This is a genomic window from Sporosarcina contaminans (assembly GCF_042679045.1).
Lineage (GTDB): Bacteria > Bacillota > Bacilli > Bacillales_A > Planococcaceae > Sporosarcina > Sporosarcina contaminans.
This window is the reverse complement of sequence record NZ_JBHTLT010000034.1, coordinates 1-18,507: the sequence shown is the minus strand read 5'-3', so window position 1 is coordinate 18,507 and position 18,507 is coordinate 1. Positions and strand designations below refer to the sequence as shown.

Genomic DNA, 18,507 nt, shown 5'->3' with positions numbered 1-18,507 from the left:
AGTTTGCAACAGTACCACATTTTAGACAATGAGAAGGAGGTAGAGTAGTAGACTCAACTAAGAATCTATAATCATCTGCACTTTCTTTCATATCCAGAATCTTAATGTTTGGCAGATTGAGCATATTAGTTGTCATGATTTCCGCTTTCTTTTACTCCGCTATTCCACTTTCCTGATATGGCGGAAAGTATAAGCCATGGTTCAATAAATAAATTAATTAATATATGAGCCACAATTGGTGCAAGTATATTACGATCAGCTATAATGTACAAAACGGCAAGTAACCCACCAAGAACTGTAGTTGACAATATCACTGGAAGACCAATTTTAAACTCCCCTCTAAGAAGAACCCATGCACCATGTGCTAAACCGAAGATAATGGCTGAGGCTAACACTTGTATGGTTATTGAATAGTCTAAACTCATTAGCCAATCCATTAGTATTTGCCTGAATAAAACCTCTTCTAAAGTACTAAAAATTAATGCAGCCCATATACCAATCACTTTAAGCCATGAAAATGTAAACAAGTGCTTACGAACAAAGGGAATAACTTTAGCAGTGTACATAATATAGCCAATTGCAATTACAAAAGTAAATATCCAAACTGTAGGGTTATTAAACGCATCGGAATTAATTCCTAATCTATGCTCGATAAATTGTTGAGGGTTCCCTAAATACCAAAAGAAAACATGCACGGTTAAAGCAATGGATGGAATCCCTAAAAACAAACCTGTAATTCTTTCATCTTTTGGGTTATACATATATAACAACTCCCATGCTACTTATCTATATATAAAATTGATTCCAGTGATTTAATATATTCTCTATAAGCGTCTGTACCTATGTCTGTAACGGTTACAATTGTTTTAGGTTTTTTCTTTACGAATGTTTTTTTGATTTCTATATAATTTGCGTCTTCTAACTTTTGTAAATGAGAACCTAAATTGCCATCAGTGATTTCTAATGTTTTCTTTAGAAAAGTAAAATTGCACTCTCCATATGTCATCAGAAGACTCATAATTCCAAGCCTTACTTTTGCATGAATTAAATCATTCAAATGTTTTGGCTTACTCATTTTTAATCCCTTTTCTATTCAGCAAAATTCCAGTTAATAGTAGGCATCCTCCACCTAATATTGCAAAGATTATATACATATAATCTGATAAAAATGAGTAAGTAGCTGTTCCAAGGACAATCAACCATAAGCCCATAAAGAAGATTGTCCTTGTTAAAACAATACCCAATAATATATACAAAATAGAAATTAATAAAAAACTGTACAATGCAAGATGATGAAATGAAAGTGGCAATAATTTAGAGCCAATAAGAAAGACAAATATATAAAAGATAAACAAGAATCCAATCCATAACATTTTGAATTGATTGTTCAGGAATTTGGGCATAGGATAGTTCCTTTTTTGTCTTAAAAAGGTTATGCCAGAGAACAACCAACCAACTATTGCAAGTAAAATCCAAGTCATATTAATTACCGATATTGATCCAGTAGAACTAATTAAAAAGCCAATAATCCATACACAGCCCCAAACAATAAAGTATGGTGCTGCTTGTTTACCATAATCTTGTTTATGATTTATTAAAGTTTTTATATGGGATAAATTTTCTATAATTTCTTCTTTATCATTTTGATTTTTTCCCAATACAATTCCCTCCTCCAGAGTACTCTGCATAACAGAGTATAATACAATAGTATTTTAAAGTAAATAAGTTTTACTAAAAAGGACTACTTGGTTTTATGCCATACAATATAATTATGACAGTTTTTAAATTCCACACTATTATCCGTTTTATAATATGATAAAAATTATCTAACCATTATGGTATTCCACACGATAATCCGAATACCCATTTTTTCTTTATCACACAGAAAGTGAATTTAGAAGTTGCTCCTATGGTATTTATGCAGAGCTTATCAAGAAGAATCCATTTTTAAAAGATCAAACGGAAATGCTTTTTCAGTTTATTAAAGATTATCACAGAATCCAGAGTCAAAAGGAAGTAGATAATCCACCTGTATTCTTGACCGAAGAAATTACCGAATGGATTGATAAAACTTGGGCTAAGTATAAAGTGAGTATTTGGGCTTTTGTATCAGACTATATACACCGCTTTTCAGACGATGATAGCTTGTGGCCAGCTAAACATAAAGTGAAAAATACCAAGGTACAGCAATATTTCGATTATGACTTCAAGCAAAAAACAAATCTATTTAACCTCAATTCGCTATATCCAAGAATTTCACATAAACCGTTTATGAAAGGAAAGAAACAGTATCTTGAATTACTTATGATGCATACTTGGTTACATAGCATTGAGTCGGATGATGGAAACTATTGGGATGAGTATTTCGATAAATTCACTTCAAAATAGATTGGATAAGATAAAGATGCTAATTGTGCGAGTGACTGTCATTAATTATGATTTTCAGATACTTAGCATTTTATCCTTTCCTTAATCCTATATCCATTATTCTTCTANAAAACGGTCAAAACGTGATCGGAAATGTGTGAAAATGAGCGAAAGATAGCGTGATTTTATTTTAAACGGCAACGGTGGAATGCGGGTTTGCGTGGAGTAAAGATGTGGTGAGATTATTTTAAAGCAACAGAAGTTGTAGACAAGCAATAAACTCCAGTACTTTATAATAAACTCGCAACACCTTGTCCTGATCGTTTAAAACAAAGTCCTGTACCCAAAATCCTTGAAATCCTTGCCACTACTCTGTTTCTTCAATCTCGAACGTAAAGAACTTTCTTTTAAACCGAGAAAAACGTGAACAAAAAGCGTGAGAAAAGCAGTGAAAAGTGGTCAAAACGTGACCAAAAATGTGTGAAAATGAGGGAAAGGTGATGGACTTTATTTTAAACGGAAACGGTGGAATGCGGGTTTGGGTGGGGTGAAGGTGCAGGAGTATTTTTTAAATGGACAGAAGTAGCTTGGAACCAATAGCTTTATTGGATTTTAGCTGAATAGTGAAGTGTGTTTTATGTTCCCTCGGACGAATGGTTCGGGGGATTTTTTAACTTCGGATTTTACTTTTACTTAAAGGAGCATTTGGGTAATGTGTGTAACTGCCTATTAGCTAATTGCCTTTCCCACTAATAATATGCAGTTGCGGGATATCAAATATTTATTAAAAATAGGGAATAGAATGCTGAACAACTACCTTACCGTTTCAGTTGCAATTGATCTGGGTGTGGCAACCAACAGTATAATAAAACATAGCTTCACAGGAAACTAAACATTCGATTCGTTTTACCTATTGATACTATAGGTAATTTGATATTGTTTACTTTCATGGCACCTTCTATAGTTTAAATTAAGTAGCAATGCTACAAAAAACGATGGGAGATGATGTGAAATGTCAAAAGCAATTTTTTATCACGCGGGTTGTCCAGTTTGTGTAGATGCGGAGCAAATGGTTCTTGATTATCTTGACAAATCAAAGATTACTGCAGAAGTGGTACATCTTGGCACTGACCAAAATCGTATTGAAGAAGCAGAAAAAGTTGGAGTAAAATCAGTCCCGGCATTGGTAATTGGTGAAAATGTATATCATATCAATTACGGTGCAAGTTTAGATGATGTTAAAGGATAAATTTTAAAAGAGGGTGCTGTTAAGGCACCTTCTTTATTTTCATTGAGACACAAAAGGCAGAGTGCCCCTGACATTGAACTCGTTGAAGTTGTATTGATGAAGTATTGAAGAGCATAAAGGATATTTCTGATAAAACCTTAGTTAATGTTTTCATCTTGAACTGTTTGAATCAATTGGTCTATAAATACGCGACTCGCAGCACATAAATGTTTGTTCTTTCGATAGGCAATACCAATCTGTGTGGTAATTACCGGATCTTTGATAGGAATCGTTTTAATATGAAGATGATCAATATAATTTAGGTAAGCTTTTGGTAGTATCGTAACACCGACGCCTTTGCTTACCATTTGAATGATCGATTCCATCGTCGTCATTTCGAGTACTGGTTTGGGTGTGAAATTTAGTGAGCGGCACTGTTCGTTAACAACTTGCCGTAGATAATAGGTTTCAGGTAATAAAATAGATGGTGTCTCTTTTAAAATTTGAAGTGATGCCGACGGCTCTTTTGCAATGATGTGATCGATTGGTACAGCAAAAGCAAGTTCTTCTTTATAGAGCGGAATCGCTTTTAGGTCTTCATGTTTCAACGGTAAAAAAACGATACCAAAATCCAATTCATTTTGTAATAGTCCTTTGTAAATATCTCCAGTGCGTAATCCTTGTACGGATAGTTCTACATTGGGATAAGCATTATGAAACCCGATAACTGTTGGGGAAAGCAAATAATTAACAACGGAGAGTAGGGAGCCTATTTTGAGCGTGCCTCTCTCTAATCCTTGAAGCTCGCTAATTGCCGCGCGTGCCTGGGAAATTTCATGAAAAACATTGTAGCTATGATGGAGCAATGCTTTACCTGCATCAGTAAGTATATTTTTTTTGCCAACACGATCAAACAGTGGCATCCCTACTTCATGTTCTAACAAGCTAATTTGTTGACTAAGAGAAGGTTGGGCTATACCTAATTTCTCTGCTGCGCGCGTAAAATGCAGCTCTTGGCATAATACGATAAAGTACTCCAATTGTTTTAGTTCCATCGAATTGCCTCCCAAGTATTTATATGTTCTGATAGGTTTTAACTATCATTGTATTATAATTTATAATATATTTATAGTAGACGGAAAGTGGTTTAGAGTTTATGCATAACCCTTTCAAAAATTATGAGAAGCAGAAATAGAGATCCCAAACATCTTTTTAGTAGAACATTGTTTTCCAAAAAGTGTTCAAAATACTATTGAGATGTAAATAGTAAGGGGAAATAAGAAAGGGAGCAGTTCATATGTCTATGTTTAATGGGGTCTATCAAGTGAATGTCAGAGTAAGGGACATTCAAAAAGCTACAAAGTGGTATGTAGAGGTATTGGGCTTTTCCATTCATAAAGACTTCGGAGATACCGTCGTGCTCAGAACCGATCATGGTGGAGGTACGCCCCTTTGTCTTATTGCAATGCCAGAAGGGGAATTAAGTGATCGTAATGCCGAGAATGGATCGCATCCGGTAATTCAAATTTCTTCTGAAGGAGCCGAACTATGCCAAGAGTATTTGAAGGAGAAGGGTGCTTCTATTATAGATGGCAGCAAAGCACATTTTCGCTTTAAGGATCCGGAGGGAAATTTATTAGAGGCTTATTTACCAGGCTTGTATGATAACGAAAACTATGCTCACTTAAGATAAAATATATCCGTATTTTAAGACGTTCAATTTTGTATTGAGCGTCTTTTTTAACGTATCTGTTCTAACCTACCTAAAATAAATGCGACTTCATTTGTTCTACAAATTTTGATCATCGTAATCGGTGCTACTTTATGTTTTTACAATACCGTTCCGAGTACTTATTTTGAGCACTTATCATAGCTTTTTTTGTTTTAAGGTTAATGTAAGGTTTATATAAAGATAGTGTAAGACCGGGTTACTATACTAATTACATCTTAATAAGTAAAGGAGTAATTATAGTATGATCCCTTCCATTACACAAAAGGAAAGAGTCGTTTCCTTAGATATTATTCGTGGTTTTGCTTTATTTGGGATTTTGTTAATTAATGTAGGGGCTTTTAAAATCCTTACTGATGGAGTGGTGATTCCAGAGTATATCGGGTTAAATCGGCTCGTTGAGATAATAATCGATATTCTTGTAGAGAAAAAGTTCTTTTCTATTTTTTCATTTCTATTTGGTGTAGGGTTTTATATTTTTGCATCTCGTGCTGAAAGCCGTGGGGATAAACCTCGATGGCGTTTTGCAAGGCGCTTATTAGCCCTTTTATTCATTGGCATTATACATCTTATCGTATTTTGGGGTTCCATTTTAGCGGTATATGCCATTGCTGGATTTTTCTTGATTCCTTTTTATCATGCAAAGCTGTCTACAATTACAAAGTGGCTTGGCGGAATGATTACGGTGCATATCTTATCGATAGTAGTAGTGATCTTTGCTCCAAATATGGGGATGATCACAAATGTATTTACCTTTCTTGGGAATGATCTCATTACGATCTTCATTATGTTTTTATCAGGATTTTTAGCGGCTAAAGCGGGTTGGATTCGAAAGATAAGTGAATTGACGACTCCAATCAAATGGATCCAAATCGTTACATTTCTATTGTTTATCGGCTTTTCCATTTGGATTTGGTTTGCAGCAACTGGTGACGATCCTCGTCTTAATGAGATAATTGCTTTAGGTACGATACCGACGACCTATTTGTACTTATCGAGCCTGTTTGTAATTTTAGAAAACAAATCCATTGCAAAACGTTTACAACCGATTGCAAATGTAGGGCAAATGGCTTTTACAAATTATTGGGCGCAAAGCTTCATTGGATTGTTTATCATCAATCTAATGGGCCTTGAAACTGTGTCGCCGATCAACATTGTTATCATAGCAATCATCATTTTTACGATTCAAATCATTTATAGTGCCATTTGGTTTAAATTCTTTAAGATGGGGCCACTTGAAAAAGTATGGCGATTTATGACGTATGGCAGGAACGGAAAAGCCTCCGTTAGATAGTAATTACCCTTAATGAATAAAGCAGGCAAAATGCGTAAATCAACGCATTTCGTCTGCTTTTTGTATTGATTAAGAAATTATAACTGAAAGAAGATAAAAAAGGATGAAAAATCCTAAGATAATTCCTGCTACTACGATATGACGTTTACGATGCATCGCAACGATGGCAATATATTCTCGAATCATCGCATTGAGCCAATAGTAAAAAACAGTCTTCGAACCGATCCCTTGGCTCTTTAAACCTGCCTTTTTTGCATATAAGCTGGCCCTGAATAGATGGAAATTGTTTGTCGTAAAAATGCTGTTATAGTTGCCTTCTTTCATTGAATCCATTATTTGCTTTGAATAAAGCATATTCTGGAATGTATTGACTGAACAAGTTTCCGTTAATGTATGCTCAATCGGAATTCCTTTCTCTACCGCATACTTTTGCATCGCTTCTGCTTCAGGTAGGTTTTCATCTGCACCTTGTCCGCCTGAGAAAATTATGATAGGCGGGAAAGCTACCGCTGCTTGTTTCCAATAAAAATCAATTGCCTTATTAATTCGACTTGCTAAGAGTGGCGGGACTTCATCGTTTATTAAACCACTGCCAAGCACGATAATAAAGTCTTGGTTATATTTTGGCCTATTAAATTGATACAAAAAGTAAGCAGTTAAAAAATTTGTAACGTGTAAGAAAAAATAAATCATTAGTAAGAAGTATGCACTGCTGTATAAAGGTGCAGTAAAATCAGGCAAAAAATGTTTTAGATTCACCAAACGGAATATAATTATTAATAGAAGAAAGATCCCCAAAATAAATGTTAAACTGTTGGCTAAACGCCGGCTTTCTTTTTTCATCAGCACTCGGCCATTTAAAAATAATCCTATAGCTAGAGCCGCTAATCCAAATACTGAGATAAAAAGGAGAAATATCATAGTCGGGATAAGAGCGATTAATTTAAAAATCATAATGTCTGTGCTAAATCCTACGTACCCACAAAATATAAGAAATGAACAGAAAAACACGTTAAATAGAAAACCGTTAATAAGTCGTCTAGGGTCAGTTAAATAAAATAATAAGAAGATAAACAATAAAATAAGTGTTGTGATTCCAATGATAACCATTTCATACCTCAATTGTTATAAGAATGCCCAATGCAATATAAATGATAATAGTATCAGTTTATCATTAGTGTTGAGTTAAGAAGAATTATTATTATTTTTGCCTGTTTTAAAGGTTACATTCAAAAAATCATATGTTTCACTCTAATTATTGAAGAACAAGGGAACCTTTTTCGGTGCTCATTAATAATGAGTATTTTTGCTATACCATGGGCAACTCGCTACAAAGTAACGAATATTTGTTGCTTCAATTTTTAATGTGGATTGTGTGAAGCATTTATTTTTACAAGAAAGTAATACAGGAATATAATAAAAATACCCAGATATTTGTATATACAAATATTTTGGTTCATACTCTTTTGAAAATAGTAAAGGGGGAGTAAGATTCTTTGAAAGAAAAAAAAGATCTGAATTTATCTGTGAAGAATCGTCCCAAAAGGCAGGGTGAGCTATAATGCCAACTCCTAATTCGGATTATTTATTAAGCAACTGTCTCTATTTTACTGCTGCGCGGTTTGCAAGGCATATGGAAAAAATAGCTGCGGAAGTATTTTCATCAATGGATATACCTCCTTCTTATGCTTACTTAATCCTAACAATCAATGATTATCCAGGAATTTCTCAAAAAGAATTGTGTAAAAAACTTTCGATCGCTCCTTCAACTAGTACAAGGCTAATTGATAAATTGATAAACAAAAATTATGTTGAGCGTAAGCCTGACGGTAAACATATTTTAATTTATTTAACAGAAGAAGGAAAATCCTTGTGCAACGAAATATATGAAAAGTTGAATGAAATTTATTTAAGACACTCAGAAATATTGGATAAAAATCATAGTCAGCAGTTGATTCAATTGCTGCATAAAGCGAGTGAACAGATGGAGCAGAAATAGATGGAATTATTGTGAGTTGGAGTCGGAACTCACGGAATTTAATACGGAGGAACCGCCTTGTGGAGAAGGAGAGTTAGCTTCGTTTGTGGATGGAAGTGGGCAATGAGTGGATTTGACGGACGAGCTATAAAAGCTGACCAATAGATCTACATAGTAGTAATCGTACATTAGGGAAGTTTATCTAATAAAACCGTAAGTATCGCCAATTAAGAGGAGGAGCAAAAACATGGAATTATCAAATAAAATTGCTGTCATTACTGGTGCAGGAAGCGGAATCGGAAGAGCGAGCAGCTTGAAATTGTCTAAAAATGGAGCAAAAGTTGTATTGGTCGATTTCAATCAGGAAACAGGTGAAGAAACGCTAAAACTTGTGAAAGAACAAGGTGGAGAAGGCATCTTCGTTCAAGCCGATGTTTCAAAAACGGAAGATGTAAAAAACTATGTCAATAAAGCGGTCGAAACATATGGACGGATCGATGTGTTTTTTAACAATGCAGGTATTATCCAAAAGTTCTCTCCATTCACTGCAGTTGAGGAATCAGAATTTGATCGGATTATGGCTGTTAATGTGAAAGGGATTTACCTTGGCATGAAGTATGTGTTGAAGGTGATGGAAGAACAAGGTTCCGGCTCTATTATTAATACTGCATCTACTGCTGGAATACGCGCTGAACATAGCGTTGCTGTTTATTCTGCAAGCAAACATGCGGTTGTAGGTTTAACGAAGGGCGCAGCATTGGAATATGCGAAAAAAGGAATTCGTATCAATGCGCTTGCTCCAGGAGGCGTGGAAACAGCGTTAACAGCTAGTGTTGCAGTTCAATTTGAAAAAGGTACTTACATTCCTGAAGAGTTACCAAATATGAGAATGGGTCGTTATGCTTCTCCAGATGAACTTGCAGAAATGGTTGCGTTTTTGGCGTCAGAAAAAGCAAGCTATATGACAGGCTCGGTCGTTCTTGTTGACGGTGGATTAACATTATAAAATTCTAAGAAAAGTACTTATAAATAAGACAGATCGGCTACACTTCATCCGGTCTGTCTTTTTGTTTTCATTTCCAAGCAATCCTGTCCCAAATGAATGAAAAGCACTAAAGATCATGTAAAAGACGCAAGCTTCTAAAGAAATAAAAACGCTGTTTGCGTAGACCGTGTTGCGAGAAAAAATGGTGCAAACATTACAAATTATTTAAACGAATCTGCTTTTATAAGAAGATGTATAGATGTGAGATCTAAAAGTCAATGCGATTACGACATTATGTATGTTCCCATTTTACAATAATTTTCCGAACTATATGGAGAGTATAGTAGTGAAAAGGGAGGTATTCATATGCAAAATTGGATGAAGGTCAAGTTGGAAAACCATTGTTTTTCCGGTATCGATGCATCTCTGCTTGGTGCAGTAAAATCAGTCGCAGACTAACTCGAATTGTTGACTATGACAACTAAAAAGTGAAAAAATACCGACATGAATGATAACAAAGACGGATTCGAATGAATTTATCCAATCGAATCCGTCTTTGTTCTTGAGCTTTTAATAAAGCATGCTCCTTTCCCATTCCTCAAGTAATAGCGTTTGGCTTTTTAGAAATTCCGATGAGCATTTGCGTAACGATCGCGAGTAAAGGCAATTCCAATAAAGGACCTACCACTAATGTCAATGGGATAAGAGGCTCGTTTGGAAAAGCGGTCATCGCTATGGCGAGTGCGGTTGGAGAATTTCTTGCTAAAGTAGTCATGCTCAAGCTTTTTCCGTCAGCGATTGGGAATTTTAAAAAATGCCCAACTTTTTGACTGACAAAGAAATTAATTATAAAAAATAAGAGTATTGGTATCGTAATCCGCCATAGCAAATCCAAATGAGTAACTAACAATTGTCCTTGTGATGCAAACATGGCCATAATTGCGAGGCCTAAGAAAATGATCGGTAAGTTGTTAATTTTTGATAAGAGACGATCTTTTAGCTGCTGCTTATTTCTTACTAGCATTTTTATCAGGAAGGATAGGATGAACGGTATCAATAAAGCAGTAACGATGCTTTCCAAAAGTATTGGGAATTGTATAGCACCAGTTGTTCCGCCGAAAACGAGCAAATAGATCGGCAATAAAATAACTTGTAAGATTAAATTCACAGGCAATATGGCAGTTGAAAGCGCAACATTTCCTTTTGCAATGCCGGTAAAAATTAAGTACCAATCAGTACATGGTGTAATCATTAGCATAATAAAGCCAATATATAATGCAGGAGTGTCCCCTAAAAAAAGCAAAGCAAGCAGCCAAGATAGAATAGGTGTCCAAACAAAGTTAATCAGAACGGAAGTGTATGTAAACTTTCTATTTTTGAAAGCTGCTCTTATATCTTCAATAGGCATTTGCAAAAACGTAATCGTTAACATAGCCATTATAAGCGGAACGATCAAACTTTCCGCATTTGATTGGATGAAATCGATTTGACCAATGATCAAGCCAATCATTACAGCTATGAAAATAATGACAGTATATAGTTTTTCAATTAATCCCATACCGAATTCACAACCTCTTAAACAAATACTCAACAGATATTAACCATATCATAATTTCAGGTTTTCTTTATAAATTGGATAGTGGATTTTCAAACGAAAAATGGTGTGTCAGTGAGTATAGAATAAAAAAATGAGAAGGACGGTTGAACGATCGCTTTGAATTCAATTGAAAGCCATAAAAGTTAAAGACACCAATCCGTTCGAATTGGTGTCTTTCCATATTTCGGCGTACCATATCAGATGAAACAGTGTAAGTATCATAGTGGGCTCTAATTTGTCACTTCTACACTAACGCCAAGCTTATCAAGAACAAAAGCATAGCATTCTGCAGATTCTTTCAGATGGTTGAAACGGCCAGACTTGCCGAAATGACCAGCACCCATATTTGTTTTAAGAACGATGATGTTATCATCCGTTTTCATTGCTCTTAGACGGGCAATCCACTTTGCCGGTTCCCAATAGCCGACCCGGGGATCGTTCAAGCCAGTTGTAATAAACAAATGTGGATAGTCTTTCGCTTCTACATTGTCGTATGGGCTGTAGGACTTCATATAGAAATAGTCTTCACTCTTTCTTGGATCTCCCCATTCGTCCCATTCGAGAGTTGTAAGTGGAATTGTTTCGTCTAACATTGTTGTGACGACATCAACGAACGGCACGGCTGGAACGATCACTTTGAATAACTCACCAGCCAAGTTGGCGACAGCTCCAACTAACAAGCCTCCCGCACTTCCTCCGCGAGCCGCCATTTGGCTTGGTGTTGTGTAGCCTACCTCAATTAAATGATTCGCCGCAGCAATGAAATCGGTAAACGTATTTCGCTTATACTGCATTTTGCCATCTTCGTACCAGCCACGTCCCATTTCGGAACCGCCACGCACTTGCGCTGTAACAAGAATAACACCCTTATCTAACAATGGAATATTATATGGGCTGAAACGAGGATCGCTGTTCGCTCCATACGAACCGTATCCATAAAGGATCAATGGTGCTGGCCCGTGATCGAGTGCATCTTTCCGGTAGACGGCGATCATTGGCACTTTCACTCCGTCTTCGGCAGTTGCCCACAGCTGTTCTTGATAATAGTGGGAAGAGTCATATTCTCCGCTGACGGGTGCGACTTGTAGACATTGTTTATTCCAAGTGAGCAAATTAAGTCCGAAAGTCGTTTTTGGAGTGAGCAGTGATTCGAATTGAATTAACACTTCTGTGGACTCGTAGCTTTGGTTGGAGAGAACCGAAACGGTGTACAAAGGTTCATTCCATTGGAGCTTTTCTAATTCACTTCTGCGATTACGCAAAATATAAATTTGCGTTAAACCGTTTTCACGCCCGAATAGTAGCAATCCATCACGGAATGGGTACATGCCTTGAAGATAGCGATCTTCACGATGCTCTATAACTTTTTCACGAGATTGGAAATGATCAAGAGGGCAGCTAAGCAACTCAAAGTTCAGTGCTCCTTCATTTGTCAAAATGAGCAGCTCGTCTCCCCAATGCTCGACATCGTACAAAACTCCATTTCGCCGTTCGTCTATTAGCTGCAAAGGTGATAGCGGCGAGTCCGCATCTAACAACCGAATTTCACTCGTCGTTTTCGAATGGGAATAAACAAAAATAAATTTCCCGCTTTGCGATTTGGCAATGAAAAGTGTATACGTTGTGTCTTTTTCTTCATAAATGAGCTCGTCTTCAGCCGATTCAGTTCCTAAACGATGACGCCATAACTGGTATGGCCGTTGGTTTTCGTCAACGGTAATGTAAAAAATATACTCACCGCTTCGGCTCCACTCGACACTGCTGTAAATATAGACATTCGGGATTTGGTCAGGCAAGAGGGCACCCGTTTCGATGTCTTTAATGTGGATGGTGTACCGGTCTGTACCATCCCGATTTTCTAAATAAGCTAGGCGCTTATGATCATTGCTTCTCCGTTGTACCGTCACACTTAAATAATCATCTTCGCCAGATAGTTCATTCAAATCAAGGACAATTTCTTCTTTTGCCTCTGAAAGAAATGCTCGACTTGTTGCTTTTTTACGTGCATAAATTGGATATTGCTTGTTTTTTTCCAGGCGGGAGTAGTAGAAAAATGGTCCATGCTGGACAGGTACTTGTTCCTCCATGTCGGGCACACGGTTGACCATGCTTTCATAAATTTGTTCTGTCAGTTTCTCTAAAGGACGCATCACTTCATCATAATATCGATTTTCATCCTCTAAATAGTCGATGACCTCGGGATTATCACGGTCTTTCAGCCAATAATAATCGTCTTCGCGCACATCGCCATGTAATTCGTGGGTGTAAGGAATCCGTTTTGCTATAGGTGGTTGCATCATATAACCTCCTCCTTTTCTAAATATACAGTTCGTGATATTGGCGGGAAATCCTCTATTTATTCTACAAACAGTAGCTGAAAGGCAGGAATTTTAATACGGTTGTCGAAATAAATGATAGGCAGTGTGAGGGTGAATTGATGTATACGGCAAATTACACTGAATTAGGTGAAGCTGATTGTTTTATTGCGTGAAATAGCGGTATATATGCGTTTTTATAGTTGTTTATGAGCTACTATTGCTGTTTATGCGTTTACTCACGTAATTATGTGCATCTGAATCCATTTATGCGTTTTGGTAGTTGTTTATGAGGAGGGGATTCGCGGCAAGGGCTTCTTTACGGGCATTTGTTGTTGGGATTTTTATTAATAGAACGGGGGAATGGCTAATGAATGAAGAAGAAAAGGTATTATTCGATTTTTTGAAGGTGAATTCGGCGTATGAGGCGAAGGTGATTCCGGGGACAGGGACCTTTACATTTCTATCAAAACTAACGGGGATTCCTCAAGTTTGGAAGTTGAACTCAGAAGGGAAGCCGGTGCAATTCATAAGCACGCATGATCGTGTATTGAGTGTGCACCATTCGCCAGCAGGAGATCGGACGGTAGTTGGGGTGGATAATAAAGGGAATGAAAAGCAACAGCTATATATCGTTGGACCAACGGGAGACGATCTAAAAGTTCTTGTAGAATCGAAAGAGCATTTCCATTATGTAGGCGGCTGGTCGAGTGATGGTAACTATCTCTCCTTTTCAAGCAACCGGCGTCATCCGGGATATTTCGATGTATTTATTATCGATGTGGAAAATAGGGAAGTAGAGCAAGTTTTCACTACTGATGTAAATTGCGTACCTCTAAGTTGGATTGATCATGAATCTCTATTTGTGAGTGTTATGGAAACGAATATTGATCGAGCCATTTATATCGTCAATGTACGGACGAAAGAGAGCATTCGCCTTGGAAGGGAAGGGACTGCTGTACGAATGGCTTCGCCGATTGTCATTAATGGAAAAGGTTATGTCCTTACGGATGCGGATGAGGATACACTTCATTTATGCACGTTTTCATTGGATGCACCGGAAAAACTTGAAAAGCTGCTGCATTGGGAGAAATGGGATATTGAGGAGATTTCACTTTCACCGGATGGGGAGTCGCTTTCTTTTACTTTAAATGAAGGCGGTATTTATAAATTAGGGATTTATTATCCGAAATCGAACACATATGAAATCGTTGATGAATTGCCTCAAGGGGTCGTAGGATCCATGTCATGGCTGTCGAATGACTCTTTCTTATTTACATTGAAATCTCCAATAAATCCGGGTGATATTTGGAGCTATTCTTTGTCAGCAAAGAAAGTGGAACGTCTGACGTTCATCGGTCAATCAGAAACGGTCGGTGGCTATTGGAAGGAGCCAAAGCTGTATTCCTATCCGTCATTTGATGGTTTGGAAGTTCCTTATTTCTTTTATAACAGGGACAGTGATGAGAAGAAGCCAGCTGTCATTTACGTACATGGTGGACCTGAAGGACAATCGAAGGCGGAGTATAATCCGGTTTTACAATATCTTGTCTATAAAGGCTTTGCAGTGGCGGTACCGAATATTCGGGGGAGCAACGGATACGGTAGGGCTTATTTGAAATTGGACGATGCAGACAAGCGGTTGGACGCGGTTGCGGACTTGGCGAGTTTGGCAGAAGAGTTGGTTCATTCCCATCAAGTACTTCCTGACAAGATTGGAATAATGGGAAGGAGCTATGGTGGATTCATGGTGTTATCCGCTTTGGCTCACTACCCTGAATTATGGGCAGCGGGCGTTGATATTGTCGGCATGTCCAATTTGAGGACGTTCTTAACAAATACAGGGGAATGGAGAAGATATTTACGGGAGTTTGAATATGGATCACTTGAAACATATAGTGCTTATTTCGATGAAACGGCGCCAATGAATTTGACGCATAATATGATAGCACCGCTGCTTATCTTTCATGGGAGAAATGATTCCCGCGTTCCGGTAAGTGAAGCGGAGCAGCTTGCCTCGGATTTGAAAAACATGAATCGAGAAGTCGAGTTGGTCATTTTCGAAGACGAAGGTCATCAGACGGAAAAAATTGAAAACCATATTGCGATGCATACGAAGACAGTTGAGTTTTTCAATAAATATTTAAATACAGAGGTTTCCGACCAAAGGCGGAGCGTTAAGGGTTCATCGTAAATTTAGCCGTAGCGAACGATCTGAATGACTATGACATGCTGATGATAGAGTTCTTGGTAAAAGCTAAATAATGATTTTTAGACATAGATTCAACCTTGGATTGAATCTGTGTCTAAAATCTAGTAGAAATAGTTTGTTTGATACAAAATATTGGTACGCCCTTGTTTTTAATATTTTATTTCATCGGATTCACATTCTGAATTCAATATATCTTGCTATGTTTCAAATAAAACAAGCATCAGACTGTAGACAAAGTATCTTTTTACTTTGTCTACAGTCTTTTAAAGGTTTTTAGTTATGGGATAAGTGTTTGCCCAGCTTGGCTTGAAAACGCTTGCCAGACAAGGCGCGAAGTCGAGCGAAGACCCGAATAGAACTTAAGGTTCATGAGGGGACGAGCGAGACGAGCAACGCAGTATGCGAGCGTTTGTCAACAAGCTGTTGCTATGTTTCAAATAAAACAAGCATGTTATAATTTAATAGTTTTAACACAATAAAATTGCAGAGGAGATTACAAGATGAAGAGTTTTTTCAAGCTTATTCTGTCGCTTACTTTAGTTTTAAGCACTGCGGTATTTAGTGCTGGCACTATTGTAAAAGCAGAAGAAAAAGAGGTAAAGGTTACACTTCTATCCACTTCGGATATCCATGGCCGATTTATGCCGTGGGATTATGCAATAGATGGACCGAATCCAAGTGGGAGTTTGACGCAATTAACGACAATTATTAAAGAAGTCCGCAAACAGAATCCAAATACGATTCTTTTAGACAACGGGGATCTCATTCAAGATAATTCTGCTGAATTGTTCAATGACCAACCTGAGTCTCCTTTGATGAAAGCACTAAACGAAATGGAATTCGATGCGTGGTCATATGGCAATCATGAATTCAATTTTGGTTTGGATGTGTTGGAAAAGGTATCTAGTCAATATGATGGCGTTAAGTTGGCTGGAAACGTCTACTGGGAGAATGGTGAACGCTTTTTGCCTGCCTATACGATTTTCGAAAAAGAAGGCGTTAAAATTGCTGTAATTGGAATGGTCACGCCATTGATTGTCGAGTTTGAAAAAGGCACTGATCATTTGGATGGTTTAGTTGTTAAGAACCCAGTTGACGAAACCAAAAAAGTTGTTAAGGAATTGGAAGGCAAAGTGGATGTCATGGTCGGGGTTATGCATATGGGACTGGAAAATGAAAACGGCATTCCGGGTACTGGTGTGCGTGATATTGCAAATGCTGTACCCGAACTTGCAGCAATTTTCGGCGGACATAATCATGTCTTGATTGAAAAGGAAGTTGTAAATGGTGTTTTGATCACCGAGCCGAATAAATACGGAACACACATCTCTCAAATTGACTTAACCTTCGAGCAAAAAGATGGAGAGTTTGTTTTGAAAGATAAGGATGCGAAAGCAATACCAGTAACGTCTGCTGAAGGCACTGTCGTAGAGTCAGACAAAGAATTAGAAGAGAAATTACATAAATTTCACGAGTTCGCTCGGGCGGATGCAAATGTCGTAGTTGGCCAATTGAAAGGTATGGATCTTGTCCCGAAAGATGAAATAAAAGGGATCCCTGCCGTGCAAATTCAGGAAACGCCACTGTCGGACTTTTTCCACGAAGTCATGCTTCATTATAGTGATGCAGATGTCGTTGCACATCAGATAGACAATGACAAAGCAAAATTGGATATTGGTCCCATTAAGAAAAAAGATATCGCATACAATTATCAATTTGCGGGTGGAGAAGTATCTGTCTATGAAGTGACTGGGAAAGATTTGAAAGACTATATGGAATGGGCAGTTGGTTATTTCAATAGCTCGAAACCTGGTGATGTTACAATTAGCTTTGATTTGAAACGCCGTTCCTCTAAATATAGCACGAATGACTTTTTTGGCAATGTGAAATATGACATTGATCTTACAGAGCAACCCGGCAATCGCATTAAAAACTTAAGAAGATTAGATGGAACACCTATCCAAATGGATGAGAAACTAAAATTAGGGATGAACTCATACAGAATGGATTTTCTTGTCTCTCCAGGACAAGCATTAGAAGGACGTAAGTTTAACATGATTTGGTCTTCTAAAGACGAAAGCGCTTATGGTGAGACGGGAGGTACGATCCGCAACTTGGCAATCCGCTATTTGAAGGAAGAAATGAAAGGCGAGTATACACCTATCCCTCAGCAAAACTGGAAAATTGTCGGTGTCGATACATCCTCTCCAGCCCATCAAGCAGTAAAAGACTTAGTCAATAGAGGGATTTTGCAAGTCCCTACTACAGAGGATGGAAAATATACGAATATCGCTTCAATCAATGCAAATGAAGCTGTTACAAAAGAAGAAATCAAGGAACTTTCTACCAAAGCGGGAGTAAATGAAAAGCAATTTTCCAATGTGAAGACGACTGGCGAATTATATGTGAAGCTATCGAAAATGCTTTCCGAGCCCAACAATTCTAAGGATGAGGATGCGAAAGACAATGCGTCGCCAAGCAAGCCTGCGCCAACCCCAGGAAAACCTGAAAAACCAGGAAAACCAGGAAAACCAGAATCGAAGCCAGGAAAACCTGCACCGGTTGAGTCAAAAGCGACGATTGGTGTTGTTTCCTCCCATAGTTTGTATGTCCGTTCTCAGCCTTCCAACAATGGGAAAATTGTAGGCGCTGTTTCGAAAAATACAGAAGTGAAGATTCTTGGAAATAAAAAAGGCTGGTACCAAATCGAGTACAAGGGCAAAAAAGCATATGTGTATAGCCGCTATGTAAAAGTTATCAAATAAGAGGCTGTCCAATAAGTCCCTAAAATAGAACAGGTGG

At 37.6% G+C, this 18,507-nt stretch carries 15 protein-coding genes; 8 read left to right on the top strand and 7 right to left on the bottom strand.

Features of this window, described 5'->3' with window-relative positions:
* Positions 1-125: 125 nt before the first annotated feature.
* From ACFQ38_RS07180 to ACFQ38_RS07170, 3 genes are read right to left on the bottom strand one after another with little or no spacing between them, the layout of a single operon-like run.
* Positions 126-761: a CPBP family intramembrane glutamic endopeptidase gene (locus tag ACFQ38_RS07180; RefSeq protein ID WP_381480211.1), complete on the bottom strand. Its 636-nt coding sequence runs from the start codon at positions 759-761 to the stop codon at positions 126-128.
* A gap of 17 nt (positions 762-778) precedes the next feature.
* Positions 779-1,075, bottom strand: coding sequence for a transcriptional regulator (locus ACFQ38_RS07175; RefSeq protein WP_063442839.1), 297 nt, complete (start codon positions 1,073-1,075; stop codon positions 779-781).
* The gene (locus ACFQ38_RS07170; protein WP_231867620.1) at positions 1,068-1,658 is read right to left on the bottom strand and encodes a hypothetical protein; all 591 of its coding nucleotides are present in this window, start codon (positions 1,656-1,658) and stop codon (positions 1,068-1,070) included. The genes ACFQ38_RS07175 and ACFQ38_RS07170 overlap by 8 nt, the downstream gene beginning before the upstream one ends.
* A gap of 307 nt (positions 1,659-1,965) precedes the next feature.
* Here ACFQ38_RS07170 and ACFQ38_RS07165 point away from each other — a divergent pair, with 307 nt between their 5' ends.
* A complete protein-coding gene (locus ACFQ38_RS07165; RefSeq protein ID WP_381480210.1) occupies positions 1,966-2,388 on the top strand; it encodes a hypothetical protein in 423 nt (140 codons plus the stop codon).
* A 991-nt stretch (positions 2,389-3,379) separates the two neighbouring features.
* Positions 3,380-3,616 (top strand): glutaredoxin family protein, encoded by a 237-nt coding sequence (locus ACFQ38_RS07160; RefSeq protein ID WP_381480209.1) that lies wholly within the window; start codon positions 3,380-3,382, stop codon positions 3,614-3,616.
* Between the two features lie 137 nt (positions 3,617-3,753).
* Here ACFQ38_RS07160 and ACFQ38_RS07155 read toward each other — a convergent pair whose 3' ends face one another.
* A complete protein-coding gene (locus ACFQ38_RS07155; RefSeq protein WP_381480208.1) occupies positions 3,754-4,650 on the bottom strand; it encodes a LysR family transcriptional regulator in 897 nt (298 codons plus the stop codon).
* Positions 4,651-4,892: 242 nt separating this feature from the next.
* Between ACFQ38_RS07155 and ACFQ38_RS07150 the strand changes: the two genes are divergently transcribed.
* Both ACFQ38_RS07150 and ACFQ38_RS07145 read left to right on the top strand, forming a co-directional pair.
* Positions 4,893-5,288 (top strand): VOC family protein, encoded by a 396-nt coding sequence (locus ACFQ38_RS07150; RefSeq protein ID WP_381480207.1) that lies wholly within the window; start codon positions 4,893-4,895, stop codon positions 5,286-5,288.
* A gap of 280 nt (positions 5,289-5,568) precedes the next feature.
* The gene (locus ACFQ38_RS07145) at positions 5,569-6,618 is read left to right on the top strand and encodes a DUF418 domain-containing protein (RefSeq protein WP_381480206.1); all 1,050 of its coding nucleotides are present in this window, start codon (positions 5,569-5,571) and stop codon (positions 6,616-6,618) included.
* A 69-nt stretch (positions 6,619-6,687) separates the two neighbouring features.
* Here the strand turns inward: ACFQ38_RS07145 and ACFQ38_RS07140 are convergent, their stop codons facing one another.
* Positions 6,688-7,728: a YdcF family protein gene (locus tag ACFQ38_RS07140; RefSeq protein WP_381480205.1), complete on the bottom strand. Its 1,041-nt coding sequence runs from the start codon at positions 7,726-7,728 to the stop codon at positions 6,688-6,690.
* 451 nt (positions 7,729-8,179) lie between these two features.
* On the opposite strand from ACFQ38_RS07140, the gene ACFQ38_RS07135 reads away from it, so the two are divergent.
* Both ACFQ38_RS07135 and ACFQ38_RS07130 read left to right on the top strand, forming a co-directional pair.
* Complete coding sequence (locus ACFQ38_RS07135) at positions 8,180-8,617, top strand: MarR family winged helix-turn-helix transcriptional regulator (RefSeq protein WP_381480204.1); 438 nt, start codon at positions 8,180-8,182, stop codon at positions 8,615-8,617.
* Between the two features lie 226 nt (positions 8,618-8,843).
* On the top strand, positions 8,844-9,602 hold the full coding sequence (locus ACFQ38_RS07130; RefSeq protein WP_381480202.1) for an SDR family NAD(P)-dependent oxidoreductase: 759 nt from the start codon (positions 8,844-8,846) through the stop codon (positions 9,600-9,602).
* Between the two features lie 577 nt (positions 9,603-10,179).
* Here ACFQ38_RS07130 and ACFQ38_RS07125 read toward each other — a convergent pair.
* Both ACFQ38_RS07125 and ACFQ38_RS07120 read right to left on the bottom strand, forming a co-directional pair.
* Entirely contained in the window at positions 10,180-11,139 is a 960-nt protein-coding gene (locus ACFQ38_RS07125) for an arsenic resistance protein (RefSeq protein WP_381480201.1), read from the bottom strand.
* 269 nt (positions 11,140-11,408) lie between these two features.
* Entirely contained in the window at positions 11,409-13,478 is a 2,070-nt protein-coding gene (locus ACFQ38_RS07120) for a S9 family peptidase (RefSeq protein ID WP_381480200.1), read from the bottom strand.
* Positions 13,479-13,863: 385 nt separating this feature from the next.
* Between ACFQ38_RS07120 and ACFQ38_RS07115 the strand changes: the two genes are divergently transcribed.
* Both ACFQ38_RS07115 and ACFQ38_RS07110 read left to right on the top strand, forming a co-directional pair.
* On the top strand, positions 13,864-15,687 hold the full coding sequence (locus tag ACFQ38_RS07115; protein ID WP_381480199.1) for a S9 family peptidase: 1,824 nt from the start codon (positions 13,864-13,866) through the stop codon (positions 15,685-15,687).
* Between the two features lie 518 nt (positions 15,688-16,205).
* A complete protein-coding gene (locus ACFQ38_RS07110) occupies positions 16,206-18,470 on the top strand; it encodes a 5'-nucleotidase C-terminal domain-containing protein (RefSeq protein WP_381480198.1) in 2,265 nt (754 codons plus the stop codon).
* The last annotated feature ends 37 nt before the right edge of the window (positions 18,471-18,507 follow it).

Coding starts and splice junctions, on each gene's coding strand:
- ACFQ38_RS07120 (WP_381480200.1), bottom strand. CDS start 13,478: ATGATGCAACCACCTATAGCAAAACGGATTCCTTACACCCACGAATTA.
- ACFQ38_RS07115 (WP_381480199.1), top strand. CDS start 13,864: ATGAATGAAGAAGAAAAGGTATTATTCGATTTTTTGAAGGTGAATTCG.
- ACFQ38_RS07155 (WP_381480208.1), bottom strand. CDS start 4,650: ATGGAACTAAAACAATTGGAGTACTTTATCGTATTATGCCAAGAGCTG.
- ACFQ38_RS07180 (WP_381480211.1), bottom strand. CDS start 761: ATGTATAACCCAAAAGATGAAAGAATTACAGGTTTGTTTTTAGGGATT.
- ACFQ38_RS07130 (WP_381480202.1), top strand. CDS start 8,844: ATGGAATTATCAAATAAAATTGCTGTCATTACTGGTGCAGGAAGCGGA.
- ACFQ38_RS07135 (WP_381480204.1), top strand. CDS start 8,180: ATGCCAACTCCTAATTCGGATTATTTATTAAGCAACTGTCTCTATTTT.
- ACFQ38_RS07110 (WP_381480198.1), top strand. CDS start 16,206: ATGAAGAGTTTTTTCAAGCTTATTCTGTCGCTTACTTTAGTTTTAAGC.
- ACFQ38_RS07140 (WP_381480205.1), bottom strand. CDS start 7,728: ATGGTTATCATTGGAATCACAACACTTATTTTATTGTTTATCTTCTTA.
- ACFQ38_RS07165 (WP_381480210.1), top strand. CDS start 1,966: ATGCTTTTTCAGTTTATTAAAGATTATCACAGAATCCAGAGTCAAAAG.
- ACFQ38_RS07150 (WP_381480207.1), top strand. CDS start 4,893: ATGTCTATGTTTAATGGGGTCTATCAAGTGAATGTCAGAGTAAGGGAC.
- ACFQ38_RS07175 (WP_063442839.1), bottom strand. CDS start 1,075: ATGAGTAAGCCAAAACATTTGAATGATTTAATTCATGCAAAAGTAAGG.
- ACFQ38_RS07145 (WP_381480206.1), top strand. CDS start 5,569: ATGATCCCTTCCATTACACAAAAGGAAAGAGTCGTTTCCTTAGATATT.
- ACFQ38_RS07160 (WP_381480209.1), top strand. CDS start 3,380: ATGTCAAAAGCAATTTTTTATCACGCGGGTTGTCCAGTTTGTGTAGAT.
- ACFQ38_RS07125 (WP_381480201.1), bottom strand. CDS start 11,139: ATGGGATTAATTGAAAAACTATATACTGTCATTATTTTCATAGCTGTA.